The sequence below is a fragment of the Bradyrhizobium barranii subsp. barranii genome, assembly GCF_017565645.3.
Classification (GTDB): domain Bacteria; phylum Pseudomonadota; class Alphaproteobacteria; order Rhizobiales; family Xanthobacteraceae; genus Bradyrhizobium; species Bradyrhizobium barranii.
In genome coordinates, this window is record NZ_CP086136.1 from 7,060,622 (window position 1) to 7,078,577 (window position 17,956).

Sequence of the window (17,956 nt, forward strand, 5' to 3'; positions counted from 1 at the left end):
TGAAACCACGAGGGCGAACCACGATGAGACCTCCTGCCTCCATCCTCGCCCGAGTCGTGACGCTCGCGGCATCGCTGTTCGCGGCCGGGCTGGCCTCGGCCCAGCAGAGCGTCGTGCTCTATTCGGCCAACGACGACACCGTGAACAAGCTTGTAGCCGAAGGCTTCGCCAAGGCGACCGGAATCAAGGTCGACGTGGTCTCGACCGGATCAGGTGTGCTGGTGCGCCGCGTCGCGTCCGAGGCCGCCAATCCGCAGGGCGACGTGATCTGGGGCGTCAGTGCGACGCTGCTGCGGCTGGCGAGCCCGCACCTTCAGGCTTACGCGGCGAAGGGCCGCGAAGCCGTGCCGGCGCAATTTCGCGATCCAAACGACCTTTGGCTTGGCACCAACATCCAGGTCGTCGTGATCGGCCAGAACACCAAGGCGATCGACAAGGCCAGCGGGCCCAAAGCCTGGGCAGACCTCCTCGATCCGAAATGGAAAGGCAAGCTCGCCTTTACCGACCCTGCCAATTCCGGATTCTCATATGCGGCCGCGACCACGCTTCTCTCGCTGTGGGGCGCGGACGACGCAGCCTGGACCAAGATGGACGGGCTGCTTGCGAATGCGAAGGTACTCAACCGCTCGACCCAGGTCTTCGACGGGATCGGCAGCGGCGAATATCCGCTTGGCATCACGCTCGAATATGCCGGCTTCCTGTGGGCCCATAACGGTGCGCCGGTGAGCGTCGCCTATCCGGCCGAGGGCACCTATGCGGGCGTCGAGGGCGCGGCCATCCTGAAAGGCGGACCGAACCCCGAGCCTGCCAAACGGCTGGTCGACTATCTGGCCAGCAAGGAAGTCCAAGAGATGTTGCTGAAGGCGACGTTCCGGCGCCCTGCCCGTCAGGATATCGAGCTCGAGGCAGTCGCACCGGGGATGCTGCCGTTCTCGGCGGTCAAGGTGCTGCCCTATGACGACACCAAATGGGAAGCGGCCCGTCGCGACACCCTCGCGCGGCTGAAGACCACGATCCAGAACACGCGCTGATCCGATGACCGCGATCCGGATTGAAAACCTGACCCGCACCTTCGGCGCGGTGCGGGCCGTGGACGACATCTCGCTCGACATCAAGCATGGCGAGCTGTTCACGCTGCTTGGGCCGTCAGGCTGCGGGAAGACGACGTTGCTGCGCATGATCGCAGGCTTCATCGACGTCGAATCCGGCTCCATTTGCTTCGACGGCCGGCGCATCGATGCTCTGCCCGCGCATCGCCGCGACACCGGCATGGTGTTTCAGAACTACGCGATCTTCCCGAACCACACCGTCGCCGAAAACGTGGCCTATGGGCTGAAGGCCAGGAAGGTTCCGGCTGCCGAGATCGCATCGCGCGTCGACAAGGCGCTCGAGCGGGTGCGCCTTGCAGGTTACGGTCCGCGGTCACCACACCAGCTCTCCGGCGGTCAGCTGCAACGCGTGGCAATCGCCCGCGCGCTCGTGATCGAGCCCGCCGTGCTCCTGTTCGACGAGCCGCTGTCCAACCTCGACGCGCAGTTGCGCACCGAAATGCGGATCGAGGTCCGGCAGCTGCAGCAGGCGCTCGGCCTGACTGCGATCTACGTGACGCATGATCAGGAGGAGGCACTCGCCATCTCCGACCGTATCGCCGTCTTGCGTCACGGCAAGATCGAGCAAGTGGACACGCCGGAGCGCATCTATCGGATGCCGCAGACTGCCTTCGTCGCCGAATTCCTCGGCTCGACCAATTTGGTGCCGGGCGTCGCGGGAGCTTTCGACGGCCGTAACACTCCTGTCGCAGCAGCCGGAACGGAATTCACGGTCAAAGGCGAGGTCGCAGCGCCGGGCGCGCCGGTGTTGCTGTCGGTCAGGCCGGAGGCCCTGCAGCTGCGAGACGGTTCCGGTGGCTCGCTTGTGCATGCGCGTCTGGCGCTGCGTGAATTTCTCGGCCCGGTACAACGCCTCCACGCAACCCTGCCGGACGGCACCCAGATTCGGATTGCGGCGCTCGGCGGCCAGGCGCTCGATCTCTTGCCCGGCGCGCCGCTCACCCTTGCCTACGACCCTGCCCAGATCACGGCGTATCCAGCGCCATGAAACGCTTCGCCACGATCGTGACGCTGGCGGCGTTGGTGCTGCTCGCGGTGTTTCTGCTCTACCCGCTGGCGCTCGTCCTGGATGCAAGCTTTCGGATCGACGGCACGGGCGGCCTGACGCTTGGGAACTATGCGGCGATTGTGAAGAGCCGCTACTATCTCGGCAGCATCGGCAACAGTCTGCTTTGCGCCGCGCTCGCGACGGCCTTCGCATGCGCGATCGGCATCCCGCTCGCCTTCTGTCTTGCCCGGATCGACATACCGGGCCGCGCGCTGCTGCTGACGCTTGCGTCCTTGCCGCTGGTCCTGCCCTCGTTCGTCAGCGCCTACGCCCTCGTGCTGCTGTTCGGCCATGCTGGCGTCGTCACCACCGCTCTGCGCGGGATCGGCATCCCGATCGGATCGATCTACGGCGTGCCCGGCATCGTCATCGTGTTCACGTTGACGCTCTATCCATACGTCGTCATGCCCGTGCTGGCCGGATTCCAGGCAGTCGACGCCTCGATGGAGGAGGCAGCCCGCAATCTCGGCGGCTCACGGCCCTATGTGATCCGCACCGTGCTGCTGCCCATTGTGATGCCGGCGATCCTTGCCGGCGGACTATTGGTGTTCATTGAGGCACTGGAGAATTTCGGCGTGCCAGCGGTGCTGGCTGAGGACCGGCCGTTCCTGGCCGTCGACATCTTCAAGCTGTTCGCCGGCGAATCTGATGCCAACCCGGCCGCGGCGGGCGCACTCAGCGTGCTCCTGATCGCCTGCACGGCGATCGCGCTGCTCGTTCAGCGGCACTACCTCGGCAAGCGCCGGTTTTCGACCAATGCCCGCAGCGCGCCCGCGAAGCTGCCTCTGACGCCGGGACTGCGGCTCACGGCCACGATCGTGAGTTGGGGCATTGTGATTGCCTCGCTGCTGCCGTTCGCGGCCGTGTTGATGATCTCCCTCCTGCGCTTTCGCGGCCCTGTCCTGACCTGGGAGTTCGGATTGGGCAATTACGCCACCCTATTGTCGGGCTCCTATCGGCCGCTGCTCAACACGCTGACGCTCGCCAGCATCGCGGCCGTCGTCACCATGCTGATCGGCGCCCCGATCGGCTATGTCGTGGCCCGGCACCGCTCGCGCCTGTCGGGATTGCTCGATTTCGTCGGCATGGTGCCGTTTGCAGTCTCGGGCACGATCCTGGCGATCGGGCTCATCATCGCGTTCAACAGCGGTCCCTTGATTCTGACCGGCGGCTGGCTGATCCTGGTCATCGCCTATGTCGTCCGCAAGCTCCCCTTCGCGATCCGGTCGTCCTCGGCAATCGTGCACCAGCTCGATCCCTCGCTCGAGGAAGCCTCGATCAATCTCGGGGTCTCGCCAAGCAAAACCTTCGCGACCCTGACCGTGCCGTTGATGGCCAGCGGCCTTGTCGGCGGGCTGGTGCTGGTCTGGATCACCGCGGCATCCGAGTTGAGCGCGACCATTGTGCTCTATGCGAGCGGCTGGGTCACCACGACCGTCGTGATGTACCATGCCATCGAGGGCACCGGCGCGAGTCTGGCGGCCGCCGCGGCCGCGGTGCTTATCCTCGTCACCGCAATCCCGTTGCTCCTGATCAATCGGCGCATCAACAAGCAGGAATCAACCGTGATATGACGGCAGGACAGGACGGTATGAACGAAGCAGCCCCGACGCTCCCGAATTTCCGCAGCGACAATGTCGCGCCGGTCTGCCCCGAGATTCTGCGAGCGATCGCCGAGGCCAATCGCGGCCCGGCCGCCGCCTATGGGGACGACGATTATTCGAGATTGTTGAATGCGCGCTTCTCGGAGCTGTTCGAGACCGCGGTCACCGTGTTCCCGGTCTCGACCGGTACGGCGGCCAACGCCTTGTCACTCGCGAGCTGCGCGCGGCCCTATGGCGCCATCTATTGTCACGAAGAGGCGCATATCCACACCGCGGAAGGCGGCGCGACCGAAGCCTTCACAGGCGGCGCGAAGCTCGTCGCCATGTCCGGCCGAAACTTTCGGATCGAGCCGTCGAGCCTGCGCCAGGCGCTGGGCCAGGCGGCCTGGGGAGTCCGCAATCGCTCCCAGCCCGATGCGGTGTCGATCACTCAGGCCAGCGAATATGGAACAATCTATCCCCTCGCCGAGATCGCCGAAATCGGAGCAATCGCCCACGACAGGAATCTGTCGCTGCACATGGATGGCGCCCGGTTCGCCAACGCGCTGGCGCGGCTCGATTGCAGCCCGGCCGACATGACATGGCGCGCCGGCGTCGACATCCTGTCCTTCGGGGCGACCAAAAACGGGGCGATGTCGGCGGATGCGATCGTGGTGTTCGACCAGGATCTCGTCGAATCCCTGTCCTATCGGCTTCGCCGCGCCGGCCAGACCTCGTCGAAGATGCGCTTTGCGTCTGCACAGCTGCTCGCCTACGTCGAGGATCGCCTTTATCTGCGGCTCGCGGCGAAGGCCAATGCCGTGGCCGCGCGTCTTGGAGCGGGTCTCGCTGCGCTGCCTGACGTTCAGCTCATTGCGCCGGTGGAAGCCAATCTGGTTTTCATCAACCTGCCCGCTTTGGCCATCAACCGTCTTGCAGCGAGCGGGCTGCAATTCGCGCGACGGGGCCAGGACGTAATCCGGTTTGTGGCTCGCTTTGACAGCACCGAACAGGATGCTGACGAGGTCATCGCGCTCGTCCATCGAGCGATCGCAGGAGGCTGAGAGCGATCATTCCTTAACCGATCATTCTGCAGATAGTTGCCCCGCCCACCGTCACCCACGCGTCTACAGCCTTCCAATTTTCGATTGCAGCTCCTGCGCAACAAGAGCATCGCTTGGCAAGCGACACACGCTCAACCAACTGCCACGCCCGTTAGGGCGCGTGATGTCTTGCCGGTAGAGCCTGCCGGAACGCTTCTTCAAATAACCGGCCCATCTTTCTAGTAGAGCGATGGTCTCGGGACTGCGCACGGTGACCAGCCTGCGCGCGCCTCGCGAACAGCATCGAACACCTTAGGACTGTCGCGAACGGGCGTATTTTTTACCCGCGAGGTAATCGAATTGGTCCCCGCCACGGCGCATCTTCGGTCGCAACAGGAGATGACCATGATCGCGCTGCTGCTCTACCGGACCATCGCAGACCACCTTGTTCCCTGGGCCGTGACGCTCGCGACCCGCATGCTGGCACGCAGCCTCAACATGCCCGAGCCGCTGGTGCATTCGACCGGCGACTATGTCGTCGCGCAGGTCACAGCCTTCGAGCACGGCGTCGGCAAGAGCCTCTGCCCGTTCCTGCTCCGCGCCTGGTGGCGCGGACGGCACTGAATTCACCCCCCAAGCCCAACCCAAACATGGAGACCACGATGATCGACACATCCACCTTCCTGCGCCGCGCGCTTCTCGCCGACGCCATCTTCAGCGGCGTCGCCGCCCTCGGCTTCACCTTCGGCGCCGGCGCGTTCGCATCGCTGTTCAACCTGCCTGAAGCGCTGCTGCGCGAAACCGGCCTGTTCCTGATCGCCTACACCGCGCTGGTCGGCTGGCTTGCCTCGCGTGGCTCCGTGGCGAGGCCGCTCGTGCTGCTGGTCGTGGTCGGCAACGCGGCCTGGACGGTCGGCAGCATCGCGCTGCTGTTCTCGGGCGCGGTGTCGCCGAACATCAGCGGCGAGCTCATGGTCGTCGCGCAGGCGGTTGCGACCGGCGTGTTTGCCGAGCTGCAATATGTGGGATTGCGGAAGAGCGGGAGTGTGGTGGCGGCGTGAGACCACGTCACTCGCTGTCGTCGCCCGGTTCGACCGGGCGACCCAGTATTCCGAGACAGTAGACGGATGCGGATGGGCTGCGGCGTACTGGATGCCCCGCTTTCGCGGGGCATGACACCGCGGCTAATGGCTATGCCCCCGCGCGACCGTTCTTCTTGCCAACGGCATGGCCGTTGAGCTTCTTCTTGCCGGCCTTCGCGCCCGCCTTCTTGGCCTTGGCTTCCGTGCGCGCCTTCACCTTGGTGCGTTCGGCGCGGGCCTCGGCGCGCAGCTTCTTGCGCTTGGCCTCGCAGGAAGGGCATTTGCAGCCGATCGGCTTGAGATAGGCTTTGAAGTAGTCGGTGCCGTAATCGTAGTTGATCTCGTCGCCCGGCTCGATGTTCCTGATGGCGCGGATGAAGACCTTGCGCTCGCGCGGCCGGACGTCGGACTCGGCGTTGGGGCGGCAGGAATGGTTGATGTAGCGGGCGAGGTTCTTGCGCACCGACCCGTCGATGGTCCAGCGGTTGTTGAGCTCGAACAGATATTTGTTCTCGATCTCGTCATGCGCGGGAATTCTGGAGTCCAGGATCGGTCCGAAATAACGGATGATCCGGGTCCCCTTCTTGATCGGCATGGTGGCGAAGAGGCCAAGTCCGGTCTTGGAACGGCCGACGCGATAGGATTTGCTGGAAGCGATGGCTGGCATGATCGAATGAGATATGTCGCGGACGAAGCGCGGTAGGCGCAGCGGAAGGCGCCCTTCTAGAACGATTCCGCGCCGCTGTCAGGTACATCCCGCCTCTGTTTGAACCTTGCCCACAATGAAGACGTCTGATGGAGGGAGTTCCCTCTGTATAAGGCGTCGTCATGAGGCGTATCGCGTTCCTTTGTCTGACCGTGCTGCCGACTTGCCTGAGCGCGGGTCACGTCGCCGCCCAATCCATGGGCAGCACCTATTCCTCCACGGCGCCAAAAGACTGCCGCCAGATCGGCAAGCCCAGCGAGCTCGACGGCAGCACCACACGGGTCTGCCCGGGAAAAAACGGCCTGATCGTGCTGATCGCCGAGGATGATCTGCGCGAAATCGTCTCGGTCGGCCGCAACCGCAAGGCCGCAGCGGAGGAACCGGCGGCAAAGGTCTGGTTCGCGCCATTCAATTCGTCGGAGGCCACCGTCGAATGGCGTAGCGCGGGCACCAAGCCGATTGCCATGATCCAGCGCTGGCACATCGCCGATGGCACCGATCCCGACAAGCAGGGACGGCCGAACACCAAGGCCATGCTCGTCGTGACGCGGCTGCCGCCGGGGCCGGTCTGCCACGTCGCCTATGTCGATGCCATCGCCAACCCCACCGCCAATGAGCTTGCGCGCAAGGCGGCCGACGATTTCGCCCGCAGCTTCACCTGCGGCAAGGACGAGGTGAAGATTGTCGGCACGCGTGGACGCGCGGTCGAACTCGCGACGATGCGCTAGGGCAGCGCCCGCCCGAAGGCGCTATGCCGGCAGCTTCGCCGTGATGGGCGCCGTCAGCATCGCCTCGAGCAACTGTTCGGTCGTCGTCCCCTCGGGCAGCCGCCCCAAAATGTCCTCGAGACGGCCGTCGAGCAGCAGCATGGTGAAGCCGTGCACCATCGACCAGGCGCGCGCGATCGCGGCGCCCTGGTTCAGCGTCAGTGCGTCGCCGCTGATCTGCTCCTGCCGCATCATGCCGATGGCATTGGCAAGGCCGGCGAAGGAGGCCTCGGCCGCCTCGTGCAGCGAGGGCCTGGAATAGTCCAGCCGTTCGGTGCGGAACATGATGCCGTACATGCCCGGATGGGCCTGCGCATATGCGACATAGGCCTTCGGCCGCGCCAGCGCGCGCTCCAGCGGCGTGGTGGCGGCGTCGCAGGACGAGGCCATCGCCGCGTTGAACTGGCGGAAGCCGACGGCCGCGAGCTCGCTGAGCAGGCCGGTGAGATCGCCGAAATGATGGGTCGGCGCGGCATGCGAGACGCCCGCCTCCCGCGCCACCGCCCGCAAGGTCAGGCCGGAGAGCCCGTCGCGCTCCAGCACCCGTTCGGCGGCCTGGAGCAGCGCCTCGCGCAGGGCGCCGTGATGATACGGCGTCTCCGTCTTCGCTACTGCCGGACGGCGTGCGGAACGCGCCTGCGCGCTCGCGGCCGACGATGTCTTGCGCGGGGTACGCGGCTTGCGCGCTGTTTCGCTCGTGGTGTCGCTTTTGGCCATTTGCAAGCTATATGACGCAATATTGACAGTGTAAAGATTTCACTTGACGAATGCGGCGATCGGCATTATTCGATCTTTACGATGTAAAGATAGGGAGGGATACGCCGTGCAGCACGACGCCGTCACCGAGCGCCGCCATAACCTCGGTCCAATTCCATTCGAAGCCGATGCGCCATTCCTCAAAATCGTCGGGGAATTGCCGCGCGATCTGAATGGCGTGCTCTATCGCAACGGTCCCAATCCGCAGTTCGATGCGCCCGGTGCGCACTGGTTCGTCGGCGACGGCATGCTGCACGCCTTCCACCTCGAGAACGGCCGTGCCAGCTATCGCAACCGCTGGGTCCGCACGCCGAAATGGCTGGCCGAGCACGATGCAGGCCGCGCGCTGTTCGGCGGCTTCGGCCGCAAGCTGCCGGATGCGCCGCCAAACCTCACCGACGGCGGCGTCGCCAACACCAACATCATCTTTCATGCCGGCAAGCTCTTGGCGCTGGAAGAAGCGCATCTGCCGACCGAGATCGAGCCGGGCACGCTGGCAACGCGCGGCTATCACAATTATCAGGGTCGCGTCGCCGGCAGCTTCACGGCGCATCCGAAGGTCGACCCGGTCACCGGCGAACTCGTGTTCTTCGGCTACAACGCCGCGGGTCCGCTGACCCCTGCCCTCTCCTACGGATCGATCGACGTAACAGGCAAGGCGACGCGCTTCGAACGTTTCGAGGCGCCCTATGCCAGCATGGTGCACGACTTCATCGTCACCGAGAACCACGCGCTGTTTCCGATCCTCCCGATCACCGGCAGCATGGAGCGCGCGATGAGCGGACGGCCGCCTTATGCCTGGGAGCCGGACAAGGGCGCCTATGTCGGCGTGATGAAGCGCAACGGCACGGCCAAGGACATCGTCTGGTTTCGCGGTGAAGCCTGCTACGTCTTCCACATCATGAATGCGTGGGAGGACGGCAACCACATCATCGCCGACGTCATGCAGTTCGAGGAAGCGCCACTGTTTCCGCATCCCGATGGCCGACCGACGGATCCGGAGAAATCACGCGCCCGCCATTGCCGCTGGACGTTCGATCTCTCAGGGAAGACCGACCGCTTCCAGCAGACCTACCTCGACGATCTCACGGGCGAATTCCCCCGCATCGACGACCGCCGCGCGGGATTGAAAAGCCATCACGGCTGGTACGCCTGCGCCAATCCGCGGCTGCCGATGTTCGGCGCGCTGTCGGGCATCGTCCATGTCGACGGCAACGGCAGACGGCTCGGTCATTATCTGCTGCCGGCCGGCGATACCATCTCCGAGCCGGTGTTCGTCGAGCGCGCGACGGATGCAGCGGAAGGCGACGGCTGGCTGTTGGCGGTGGTCTGGCGCGCGCGGGAGAACCGCAGCGACCTCGCCGTGTTCAACGCCACCGATGTCGAAGCCGGTCCCGTTGCGCTGGTGCAGCTCGGCCACCGCGTGCCCGACGGCTTTCACGGCAATTGGGTGGGTGCGCAGTAACTCTCGCCTCGTCATTCCGGGGCGCGACGACGTCGCGAGCCCGGAATGACATCGCGGATGTCACCAAAGAGGCCTGCACATGCCCTCGATCACCACAGATTGCCTTGCCGTCCTCGCCTTGGCCTGCGCCGCGCTCGCACTCCGGATGATCCGGCTGCGACGGAGCGGCCATGTCATCTTCAACGGCGGCATCTTGCTCTCGGTCGGCCTCCTGCTCGCCGCCGCGCTGCCGATCCTGTCACGCCTGCCCTGGGCGGAATTCGCCGACGAGGCGTCCGACCAAGCCATTGCAGCACTTCATTTTTTGGAAGTCACCTACGTTATTTTGACACTGTAAAGATTTCGCTTGACCCGGTATCGCTCCTGATTTACTTATCTTTACAACGTAAAGATTGGCCAGACCGAGGCGGCTCATGGCGATTTTCCTGATCCTCGCGCCCTACGGCGCCTACACTTTCCTGATGCTGGTGACGTCGGCCACGATCAGCGTGTTCGCCGCGTCTGCGATCTGCCTCGCCACCATCACGGTCGATGTCGCGCGCGGCCGCTCCGTGAAGATCCTGGCGATGGGCTCGGCGATCGTATTCGCCGCAATCGGCCTCTACCTCGCGCTGATCGACCCGAAGCTCGGCACGCTGGGCGTCAAGCTGTCGGTCGATATCGGCATCCTCGTCATCTCGCTCGGCTCGATGCTGGTCCGCCACCCGTTCACGCTGCAATATGCGGTTGAAACGGTCCCGGCCGAGACGGCGGCGATGCCCGGCTTCCTCACCGCCAACTACGTCATCACCGGCGCCTGGACCGCCGCCGCGCTGTTGATGATGGCCGCCAACATCGCGCTGCTCTACGTCCCCGGCCTGCCGCTCTGGTCGGGCCTTGCGGTCGCCTTCGCCGCCCGCAATAGCGCGATCTACTTCACAAAATGGTATCCCGAGTATCGCCAGATCAAATATGCTGCGCCCGCCGCCGCGCTGCCCCACCCCCATTGAAGACAGGACAGACGATGAAAGACGTATTCCGCCGGCTCGTCTCTGATTTCCTCTCCACCATCGTCTTCCTGGTAATCTATCTCGTGACCGACAACGTCATCCTCGCGACCGCAGTCGCGATCCTTGGCGCCATCGGCCAGGTGGTCTGGTCGCGGGTCAAGGGCCAGACGCTGGGCTACATGACCTGGGCGAGCCTCGGCCTCGTCATCGTGCTCGGTGGCGCAACGCTGCTCACCCACGATCCGCGCTTCGTGCTGGCGAAGCCCGCGATCGGGCATGTCGCGATCGGCATCATCATGCTCAAGCGCGGCTGGATGCTGCGCTATCTGCCGGCGATCGTGACCGAGACCATTCCGGAATACGTTACCGTCGCGGGCTACGCCTGGGCCGCGCTGATGTTTGCGCTCGCCGCGGGGACCGTTGCGGTTGCCATGACCGGCGACATGAAGTTGTGGGCCTTCTATATTTCGGTGGTCCTGATCGGCGCGAAGATCGTTGCGTTCGCGATCCAGTACGTGGCCTTCCGCCTGCTCATCGGCAGCCGTATTCGCGCAGCCCGCGCTTAAGGGCGCGTCAAAGAGAGCGTTAGGCACGTCCCCCGAGTTAGGCTATAGGCGTCCCTGGCTCACCTTGCGGATTGTCGCGAGGTGCCGGGAAAAAGTTGGGAGACACGAATGGCCGTGGACGGCAACTGGACTCTGACCATGACGACGCCCATGGGCGAGCGCAAGGCCACGCTGACCTTGCTGAACTCCGGCGGCACACTGACCGGAACGCAGGGCGCCGACGGCAATTCGGCCGAGATCTTCGACGGCACCATCAGCGGCGACGCCGTCAACTGGAAAGTCTCGATCACCAATCCGATGCCGTTGACGCTCGAGTTCATCGGAACGGTCTCTGGCGACAGCATGAGCGGCGAGATGGGCATCGGCCCGATGGGCAGCTTTCCGTTCACGGGCGCGCGCGCGTAGGCACGTTGCGAACCGTGCGCGTGCTCCGTCTCATCGCGGCAACGATCCTGTGTGTCGCGACGCAAGCGGCGCGCGCGGATGACACCGAACCGGCGTGGCGCGCAAGCGCGCTCGCCATGGTGCCGGCGGGCTATGTCACCGGCACGGCCTACCGGACCGAAGGATCGACCGGCACCCTCGCCGTCTATCCGGCCTCGTCGAACGATCCGAAGACACCGGCAAGCGTGTTCGCTGCGCGCCAGGCCCTCGTCGTCACGCTGACGCCGGATGCGACGCGCGCGGTCTCGGCCGAGCTGAAGCCGCGCAGCGCGCCGGATCCTGATAACGACGATACCGATTTCGCAAAGCTCCACGCCGATCTCGCCGCCAGGCGCGCAACGCTGCCCGATGGGACCGAGCCGTGTGATCTCGGCGCCTGGTCCATCGACAAGGATCCTGATGGCCTCAACGTGCGCGCCGAGCCCTCGGCGAAAGCGCGCGTGCTCGGCACGCTGCCGCCGCCCTATCGTCTGAAGCTTGGCGGTGCCGAGAACACGCCCGACGGCGGCTGGCTCACCGAATTCCGCATCATCGGCTTCAAGGATGGCTGGTTTCTGATCGAAGGCGCAAAACCGCCGGGCAAGGACTACGAGGACGACAAGAGATATCCGCGCAGCGCGCCAAAACCCTATGCGGGGCGCGGCTGGGTCGCGTCCAACAAGGTCGGCGCGTCCTACGCCAATGGCGCGACGCGCATGGGCGGACTTTTCCAGGCGCCGTTCGTCGATGCGAAATGGATGCCGGCCCAGCGCGAGCTCGGAGGCCCAATCGACACCGACGGCGGCCCGAAGCGCATCTTTGCCTGCAGCGGACTTTGGGGCCTCGTCGAGAGCCAGGACGGCGTCCGCGGCTGGTGGCGCTCGCTGTGCTCGAACCAGGTTACGAATTGCAGCTAACGGGCTGCGGTCATTGGCCACGGGGCCAAGGCGCTCAGGTCGTTGACCACAGCCGGCTTCACGAGCAGGATACAGCATACAACTAAAGATTTTTATTGATCTCAACACACTTGCAGCAGAAGGGGAATTTGCATGGTCTCCCTCCCCGCTCGCAATCGCATCCACCTGTTCCTGACCTCCGCCGTGGCCGCGCTTGCTGGAGCAGCGCCGGCGAGTGCCGATATGCTCGAGCCGCAGTCACCGGCGTGGCAACTGAGCGAGCCGTTCAAGAAGAGCGCGGATGCCCGCACCAACATCAGCGGAGCGGCGTGCGCGACCACATCCCCGCCCCTCAAATCCTGCCTCGTCGTCAACGACGAAAAGAAATACGCGCAGTTCTTTGCGATCGAAGGCACGACGATCAATCCCGGCAAGGTAATCCGCCTGCTGAGCGATCAGGCCAGCGGCGATCCGGATGCCGAGGGCACCGCTTACGATGACGGTTATTTCTACGTGGTCGGATCGCACGGCCGCAAACGTCATCATCCCGACGACAGCAATCCGACGAGCTATCACCTCTTTCGCTTTCCCGTCGACAAGCTCACTGGAGAGCCACCCTTCCCGATCTCCGCGGACGAGGTGATCGGCGTCGAAGCATCCGTGACGCGCCTGCGCGGTGCAATCAAGGACGCACTGCCCGCGGATTACGACAAGCCTCTCGGAGACAACGGCGCCAACATCGAGGGCATCGCGGTCAAAGGGGACCTAATGTATCTTGGTTTCCGTGGTCCGTCCAAAGGCGGCAATGCGTATGTTCTCACGGTCGACGCAAAGGCCGTCTTCACCGAGAACATGCCGCTCAAGGCCAAGCTCATCGACCCTCCGCTGCCGCTTGGCACAACGACCGGTATCAGGGACATCGCCGCCGTGTCAGGCGGCTTGCTTCTCCTGACTGGGCCGGTCAACGAACAGCAGATCGCGCCCGCCGTCGTCTTCTACGATACCAGCAGCGGCAAGCTTGGACCGACCCACACGCTCAGCGTCGCCGACAGCACCGCCAAGGCAGAGACCCTGCTGGTGCTCAGCGACATCAGCGGCGAGCCATGGCGCGTGCTCGTAATGTTCGATGGGCCCGAAAATGGCGCGCCGACGCAGTATCTGGTGCCGCGCTAAAGCGCACCATCAGCGGCGGACCGCCGTTCAACTGCGCGGAGCGCTAGCCCAGATTCAATTCCTTGAAGAAGTCGTTCCCCTTGTCGTCGATGATGATGAACGCCGGGAAGTCGACGACTTCGATGCGCCAGATCGCTTCCATGCCGAGCTCGGGATATTCGAGCACCTCGACCTTCTTGATGCAGTGCTCGGCGAGGTTCGCAGCCGCACCGCCGATCGAGCCGAGATAGAAGCCGCCATACTTCTTGCAGGCCTCGCGCACGGCAGGCGCCCGGTTGCCCTTCGCCACCATCACCATCGAACCGCCGGCGGCCTGGAACTGGTCGACGAAGGAATCCATGCGGCCCGCGGTGGTCGGGCCGAACGCGCCGGAGGCGTAGCCCTCGGGCGTCTTGGCAGGACCGGCGTAGTAGACCGGATGGTTCTTGAAATAGTCCGGCAGCGGCTCGCCCCTCTCGAGGCGCTCGCGCAGTTTGGCATGCGCGGAGTCACGCGCGACGATCATGGTGCCGGTCATCGAGACCCGCGTCTTGGTCGGGTACTTCGAGAACGTCGCCAGGATATCCTTCATCGGCTGGTTGAGGTCGATCTTGACGACCTCGCCGCCGAGCGACTGCTCGACCTGCGGCAGATATTGCGCGGGGTTGTGCTCAAGCTCTTCGAGATAGACGCCATCCCTGGTGATCTTGCCGAGCACCTGCCGGTCGGCCGAGCAGGACACGCCGAGCCCGATCGGCAGCGAGGCGCCGTGGCGCGGCATGCGGATCACGCGCACGTCGTGGCAGAAATACTTTCCACCGAACTGCGCGCCGACGCCGAGCGACTGCGTCATCTTGTGGATTTCCTGCTCCATCTCGACGTCGCGGAAGGCGTTGCCGTCGGGCGAGCCGTGGGTCGGCAGCGCGTCGAGATAGCGGACGGAGGCGAGCTTCACCGTCTTCATGCACAGCTCGGCCGAGGTGCCGCCGATCACGATGGCGAGGTGATAGGGCGGGCACGCCGCGGTGCCCAGCGTCAGGATCTTCTCCTTCAGGAAGGCGAGCAGCCGGTCCTTGGTCAGCACCGAGGGCGTGGCCTGGAACAGAAAGCTCTTGTTGGCAGAGCCGCCGCCCTTCGCCATGAACATGAACTTGTAGGCGTCGTCGCCCTCAGCGTAGATCTCGCACTGTGCCGGCATGTTGTTGGCGGTGTTCTTCTCCTCGTACATCGACAAGGGCGCGACCTGCGAGTAGCGCAGATTGCGGCGCAGGTAAGCGTCGCGCGCGCCTTCCGACAGCGCCGCCTCGTCGTCACCGTCGGTGATGACGTTGCAGCCCTTCTTGCCCATGATGATCGCAGTGCCGGTGTCCTGGCACATCGGCAGCACGCCGCCGGCCGCGATGTTGGCATTCTTCAGGAAGTCGAGCGCGACGAACTTGTCGTTGGGGCTCGCCTCGCCGTCCTCCAGGATCGCGCGGAGCTGCTTCAGATGGCCGGGGCGCAGATAGTGGTTGATGTCGCCGAAGGCCGCCTCCGACAGCGCCCGCAGCGCCTCGCGCGACACCACCAGCATGTCCTTCCCCAGGACCTTCTCGACCCTGATACCCTCGGCCGTGATCTTCTTGTAGGGCGTCTCGTCCTTGCCAAGCGGGAACAGCGGGGTGTGCTTGTAGGGCGGAACGGGTTTTGCGGGATCGGGGAAGGCGGTGGGAGCGTTCATGGGCAAATCTCGGGGTTTTGGAGCCCTCGCGGGCCTCTAAGCGTAGAAGCGTTCTAAGCTTTTTTGCCGCGAATGGAAGGCGTTCTGGCGCGGCCGAGGCATCCCGATTCGGCGTCACGACGGCCCTTTTTGGTTGCCGTCGGCCGGACGCAAGGTGGCGACGACCGTTCCCGGCAGGCTCTGGGTGCACCCCTTGCGCTCGGCGCGCGACGAAGGTTGAATGCGCGGCCTAAGGGGCTTTTCATCATGATTTTCAAACTGAACGTCCGCGGCGCGATCCTGGTCGCCGCCGCCATCACCGGCCTTGTGACCCTCGCCTCCCCTGCCCGCGCGGATCGCTGCGATGACAGCGCCAAGGAGCTGACGAACCAGGTCGAGCGCCTCAAGGTGAATTTCCGGGCCGCCAACATCGTCTACCTCTCGCACCCCGCGGCCAAGGAGCTGTCCGTGGGTTGCCGCGGCGACAAATATTCCATCGAGCTCTATGCCAAGGGCGATCGCAAGCCGACACCGGAGTTCTTTTCACTGGTGGGGTCGATGGCGGCGATCGTCTTCACCGTCACGAAGGACGACACCACGACGGGCGCGACACGCTGCCTGAAGCGGATGGGACTGTTGCGCGGCGACAAGGTCGTCATGCGCTACCGCCGGCTCAACATGGAATGCACCCGTACCAAGACGGATGCGTCCATCGCGATCACGCGCGGCAAGGACGAGTAGACGGCACTCGCTCTTTCCACACGCTCCGTCATTGCGAGCTCCGCGAAGCAATCCAGAATCCCTCCGCGGTGACAGTCCTGGATTGCTTCGCTGAGCTCGCGATGACGAGGAGCGGTTCGTCCGCTCCCTCGTACAGCGCAAGGAGGCACAAAAAAGGCACATCCCACCGCACCAACTCCCTCGCATTTTAACGATTGGCTTGACGGAAGCTTCGCTCCTCGCAGCGCAAGGTCGATTGTTTCCATGTGTGAGGATTTGTGGATGAGCGTCTCTACCGTTGCGCCGCCGCCGATCGCGATCGTGGTGCCGAGCTACGACGCGACCAAGCAGCAGGACGACCAGAAGACCAAGGACAACGACCCGACCTACAAGCCGCCGCCGCCCGCGCCGCTGCCGCCGGGTCAGGGCACGCGGATCGATCAGCTCCCCTGATCAGGCCGGTCAAAGATGAAACGCCCGATCCGGTCGATCGGGCTTTTCGCGTGTCCAGCCGCATCTTCGCCGGATAGCGGGACCAACATCGTGCGCGGCTGACCTGCGCATGATCGCAAAATTGCTGTTGCAGAACACGATCACCGCCGCGGCCATGGGCGCGCTGCTGTTCGCTTGCGCCGGAACGATGCACTGGCCTTCGGCCTAACTGTTCCCGCGCCACTTCCGTCCGGCCCGTTCCTCCCGGCATCTCGCTCAGCGCCCGCCAGGGCTGCGAGAGCGTCTTCAAGTGTGATCCGGCTCATCAAATTTCCACATCCGGCGTGCTCATCTGTGAGGCTGAACGAGCCCATCCATCCGTTCATGGACACGCCTATGGAACTGAATGAAAAGCTGCTCTCGCTGGTGACGGACATCTACGATGCAGCGCTCGACGATTCCCGATGGGCGGCGACACTTGGCAGCATCGTCGACATGGCGGGCGGCCAGAGCGGTGGTCTGGTCTGGATCGGGGCAGCCGGCGAGGCCGTGATCTCGCATGCCGTCGGTGTCGAACCCGCCTATGTTCAGTCCTACATTGAAACCTACGAGCCATTCGATCCGTCGCGCAGCGTGCTCCACGCCGCGGTCGGCCAAATCCAGACGATCAGGGACTGGATCGACGTCGACGAATTCCGGACGACCACATTCTACAACGAATGGGCGCAGCCGCAGGGTCTCGAGGACGCCGCCAACATCCTGCTCGGCAAGTCTGCCGAGGGAATATCCCGCCTCTCGATCATGAAGGGCGGCGAGCCTGTCGATCGCAGGATGTATCAGACGATCTCTCACCTGACGCCGCACATGCAAAGGGCCATGCTCGTCAGACAGAAGTTGCAGCAGCAGAATGCATTGGAGACGACGTCGGTCCGCACGCTCGACTCTCTGCGCACCGCCGTTCTGCTGCTCGATGCCGACGGTCATATCACGCACGCCAATGCGAGCGCGCGAGAGATTTTGGACGAGGCCGACGTCCTTCGTTCGGTCCATGGCCGGCTCGTGACGTCGGACCTGAATGCCGATCGGATGCTGCGGCAGGCACTGGCGGGCACGGCACTCGGCGACCGGTCGATGACGGGCGCGAGCATCTCGCTGCATCTGACGGCCCGCAACGGTTCGCATTATGTCGGGAATCTCCTGCCGCTCACCGCTGGACGCCGGCAAATGTTCGGGGCCAGCTATGAGGCCTGCGCCGTCCCGTTCGTCAGCAAGGCAGCGCTCGAGACGATCGTCGCGCCCGACATCATCCGGAAGCTCTTCAAGCTGACACCAGCCGAGCTGCGCGTCTTCCTGGCCATCGTCGAAATCGGCGGGGTTCCTGACGTGGCCAGAAGCATGGGCATCGCCGAAACGACGATCAAGACCCATCTCACCAGGATCTTCACGAAGACCGGAACCAAACGACAGGCGGATCTGGTTCGGCTCCTGGCGGCCTTTACATCGCCCATCAAGATCTGAAG

General features: G+C 64.4%; 20 protein-coding genes and 1 pseudogene. 18 read left to right on the plus strand and 3 right to left on the minus strand.

From position 1 onward, the window contains the following. The first annotated feature begins 23 nt into the window (after positions 1–23). The 6 genes from J4G43_RS34605 to J4G43_RS34630 all read left to right on the plus strand — a co-directional run bounded on the left by J4G43_RS34605 (position 24) and on the right by J4G43_RS34630 (position 5,844). Positions 24–1,031, plus strand: a complete 1,008-nt coding sequence (locus J4G43_RS34605) for an extracellular solute-binding protein (RefSeq protein ID WP_208087666.1) — start codon at positions 24–26, stop codon at positions 1,029–1,031. 4 nt (positions 1,032–1,035) lie between these two features. Further along, on the plus strand, positions 1,036–2,097 hold the full coding sequence (locus J4G43_RS34610) for an ABC transporter ATP-binding protein (RefSeq protein ID WP_208087667.1): 1,062 nt from the start codon (positions 1,036–1,038) through the stop codon (positions 2,095–2,097). Further along, positions 2,094–3,731, plus strand: a complete 1,638-nt coding sequence (locus J4G43_RS34615; protein ID WP_208087668.1) for an ABC transporter permease — start codon at positions 2,094–2,096, stop codon at positions 3,729–3,731. The genes J4G43_RS34610 and J4G43_RS34615 overlap by 4 nt, the downstream gene beginning before the upstream one ends. Before the next feature lie 17 nt (positions 3,732–3,748). Further along, positions 3,749–4,804: a threonine aldolase family protein gene (locus J4G43_RS34620; RefSeq protein ID WP_208087669.1), complete on the plus strand. Its 1,056-nt coding sequence runs from the start codon at positions 3,749–3,751 to the stop codon at positions 4,802–4,804. Between the two features lie 384 nt (positions 4,805–5,188). Further along, complete coding sequence (locus J4G43_RS34625) at positions 5,189–5,407, plus strand: hypothetical protein (RefSeq protein WP_208087670.1); 219 nt, start codon at positions 5,189–5,191, stop codon at positions 5,405–5,407. Positions 5,408–5,445: 38 nt separating this feature from the next. Beyond that, positions 5,446–5,844, plus strand: coding sequence for a hypothetical protein (locus J4G43_RS34630; protein WP_208087671.1), 399 nt, complete (start codon positions 5,446–5,448; stop codon positions 5,842–5,844). A gap of 130 nt (positions 5,845–5,974) precedes the next feature. On the opposite strand, the gene J4G43_RS34635 is transcribed toward J4G43_RS34630, so the two are convergent. Beyond that, positions 5,975–6,532 (minus strand): SET domain-containing protein, encoded by a 558-nt coding sequence (locus J4G43_RS34635; RefSeq protein WP_208087672.1) that lies wholly within the window; start codon positions 6,530–6,532, stop codon positions 5,975–5,977. 161 nt (positions 6,533–6,693) lie between these two features. On the opposite strand from J4G43_RS34635, the gene J4G43_RS34640 reads away from it, so the two are divergent. Beyond that, positions 6,694–7,299, plus strand: a complete 606-nt coding sequence (locus J4G43_RS34640; protein WP_208087673.1) for a hypothetical protein — start codon at positions 6,694–6,696, stop codon at positions 7,297–7,299. A gap of 21 nt (positions 7,300–7,320) precedes the next feature. On the opposite strand, the gene J4G43_RS34645 is transcribed toward J4G43_RS34640, so the two are convergent. Beyond that, entirely contained in the window at positions 7,321–8,055 is a 735-nt protein-coding gene (locus J4G43_RS34645; RefSeq protein WP_208087674.1) for a TetR/AcrR family transcriptional regulator, read from the minus strand. 106 nt (positions 8,056–8,161) lie between these two features. Here J4G43_RS34645 and J4G43_RS34650 point away from each other — a divergent pair, with 106 nt between their 5' ends. The 7 genes from J4G43_RS34650 to J4G43_RS34680 all read left to right on the plus strand — a co-directional run bounded on the left by J4G43_RS34650 (position 8,162) and on the right by J4G43_RS34680 (position 13,606). Further along, entirely contained in the window at positions 8,162–9,559 is a 1,398-nt protein-coding gene (locus tag J4G43_RS34650) for a carotenoid oxygenase family protein (RefSeq protein ID WP_208087675.1), read from the plus strand. Positions 9,560–9,632: 73 nt separating this feature from the next. Next, a complete protein-coding gene (locus J4G43_RS34655) occupies positions 9,633–9,896 on the plus strand; it encodes a hypothetical protein (RefSeq protein WP_135214613.1) in 264 nt (87 codons plus the stop codon). Positions 9,897–9,972: 76 nt separating this feature from the next. After that, positions 9,973–10,548 (plus strand): hypothetical protein, encoded by a 576-nt coding sequence (locus tag J4G43_RS34660; protein ID WP_208087676.1) that lies wholly within the window; start codon positions 9,973–9,975, stop codon positions 10,546–10,548. Positions 10,549–10,562: 14 nt separating this feature from the next. Further along, complete coding sequence (locus J4G43_RS34665) at positions 10,563–11,114, plus strand: inner membrane-spanning protein YciB (protein ID WP_085404236.1); 552 nt, start codon at positions 10,563–10,565, stop codon at positions 11,112–11,114. Between the two features lie 108 nt (positions 11,115–11,222). Then, complete coding sequence (locus tag J4G43_RS34670; RefSeq protein ID WP_071912259.1) at positions 11,223–11,519, plus strand: hypothetical protein; 297 nt, start codon at positions 11,223–11,225, stop codon at positions 11,517–11,519. 14 nt (positions 11,520–11,533) lie between these two features. Beyond that, positions 11,534–12,454 carry an SH3 domain-containing protein gene (locus J4G43_RS34675; protein WP_208087677.1) on the plus strand — a complete coding sequence of 307 codons (921 nt, stop codon included), beginning with the start codon at positions 11,534–11,536 and terminating at the stop codon, positions 12,452–12,454. A gap of 132 nt (positions 12,455–12,586) precedes the next feature. After that, entirely contained in the window at positions 12,587–13,606 is a 1,020-nt protein-coding gene (locus J4G43_RS34680) for a DUF3616 domain-containing protein (RefSeq protein ID WP_208087678.1), read from the plus strand. Between the two features lie 43 nt (positions 13,607–13,649). Here J4G43_RS34680 and J4G43_RS34685 read toward each other — a convergent pair whose 3' ends face one another. Further along, on the minus strand, positions 13,650–15,305 hold the full coding sequence (locus J4G43_RS34685) for a fumarate hydratase (protein WP_208087679.1): 1,656 nt from the start codon (positions 15,303–15,305) through the stop codon (positions 13,650–13,652). Positions 15,306–15,551: 246 nt separating this feature from the next. On the opposite strand from J4G43_RS34685, the gene J4G43_RS34690 reads away from it, so the two are divergent. The 4 genes and pseudogenes from J4G43_RS34690 (at position 15,552) to J4G43_RS34705 (ending at position 17,954) form a co-directional block, all read left to right on the plus strand. After that, positions 15,552–16,025 carry a hypothetical protein gene (locus J4G43_RS34690; RefSeq protein ID WP_071912253.1) on the plus strand — a complete coding sequence of 158 codons (474 nt, stop codon included), beginning with the start codon at positions 15,552–15,554 and terminating at the stop codon, positions 16,023–16,025. A 261-nt stretch (positions 16,026–16,286) separates the two neighbouring features. Then, on the plus strand, positions 16,287–16,457 hold the full coding sequence (locus J4G43_RS34695; protein WP_208087680.1) for a hypothetical protein: 171 nt from the start codon (positions 16,287–16,289) through the stop codon (positions 16,455–16,457). 109 nt (positions 16,458–16,566) lie between these two features. Then, positions 16,567–16,662, plus strand: a pseudogene (locus J4G43_RS34700) (isoprenylcysteine carboxylmethyltransferase family protein); the annotation flags it as partial. Between the two features lie 170 nt (positions 16,663–16,832). Continuing rightward, complete coding sequence (locus J4G43_RS34705) at positions 16,833–17,954, plus strand: helix-turn-helix transcriptional regulator (RefSeq protein WP_208087681.1); 1,122 nt, start codon at positions 16,833–16,835, stop codon at positions 17,952–17,954. Positions 17,955–17,956 lie beyond the last annotated feature (2 nt).

Bases quoted from the DNA above. Each gene is read 5' to 3' on its own strand.
- J4G43_RS34605 (WP_208087666.1), top strand. From the start codon at position 24: ATGAGACCTCCTGCCTCCATCCTCGCCCGAGTCGTGACGCTCGCGGCA.
- J4G43_RS34610 (WP_208087667.1), top strand. From the start codon at position 1,036: ATGACCGCGATCCGGATTGAAAACCTGACCCGCACCTTCGGCGCGGTG.
- J4G43_RS34615 (WP_208087668.1), top strand. From the start codon at position 2,094: ATGAAACGCTTCGCCACGATCGTGACGCTGGCGGCGTTGGTGCTGCTC.
- J4G43_RS34620 (WP_208087669.1), top strand. From the start codon at position 3,749: ATGAACGAAGCAGCCCCGACGCTCCCGAATTTCCGCAGCGACAATGTC.
- J4G43_RS34625 (WP_208087670.1), top strand. From the start codon at position 5,189: ATGATCGCGCTGCTGCTCTACCGGACCATCGCAGACCACCTTGTTCCC.
- J4G43_RS34630 (WP_208087671.1), top strand. From the start codon at position 5,446: ATGATCGACACATCCACCTTCCTGCGCCGCGCGCTTCTCGCCGACGCC.
- J4G43_RS34635 (WP_208087672.1), bottom strand. From the start codon at position 6,532: ATGCCAGCCATCGCTTCCAGCAAATCCTATCGCGTCGGCCGTTCCAAG.
- J4G43_RS34640 (WP_208087673.1), top strand. From the start codon at position 6,694: ATGAGGCGTATCGCGTTCCTTTGTCTGACCGTGCTGCCGACTTGCCTG.
- J4G43_RS34645 (WP_208087674.1), bottom strand. From the start codon at position 8,055: ATGGCCAAAAGCGACACCACGAGCGAAACAGCGCGCAAGCCGCGTACC.
- J4G43_RS34660 (WP_208087676.1), top strand. From the start codon at position 9,973: ATGGCGATTTTCCTGATCCTCGCGCCCTACGGCGCCTACACTTTCCTG.
- J4G43_RS34665 (WP_085404236.1), top strand. From the start codon at position 10,563: ATGAAAGACGTATTCCGCCGGCTCGTCTCTGATTTCCTCTCCACCATC.
- J4G43_RS34670 (WP_071912259.1), top strand. From the start codon at position 11,223: ATGGCCGTGGACGGCAACTGGACTCTGACCATGACGACGCCCATGGGC.
- J4G43_RS34680 (WP_208087678.1), top strand. From the start codon at position 12,587: ATGGTCTCCCTCCCCGCTCGCAATCGCATCCACCTGTTCCTGACCTCC.
- J4G43_RS34685 (WP_208087679.1), bottom strand. From the start codon at position 15,305: ATGAACGCTCCCACCGCCTTCCCCGATCCCGCAAAACCCGTTCCGCCC.
- J4G43_RS34690 (WP_071912253.1), top strand. From the start codon at position 15,552: ATGATTTTCAAACTGAACGTCCGCGGCGCGATCCTGGTCGCCGCCGCC.
- J4G43_RS34695 (WP_208087680.1), top strand. From the start codon at position 16,287: ATGAGCGTCTCTACCGTTGCGCCGCCGCCGATCGCGATCGTGGTGCCG.
- J4G43_RS34705 (WP_208087681.1), top strand. From the start codon at position 16,833: ATGGAACTGAATGAAAAGCTGCTCTCGCTGGTGACGGACATCTACGAT.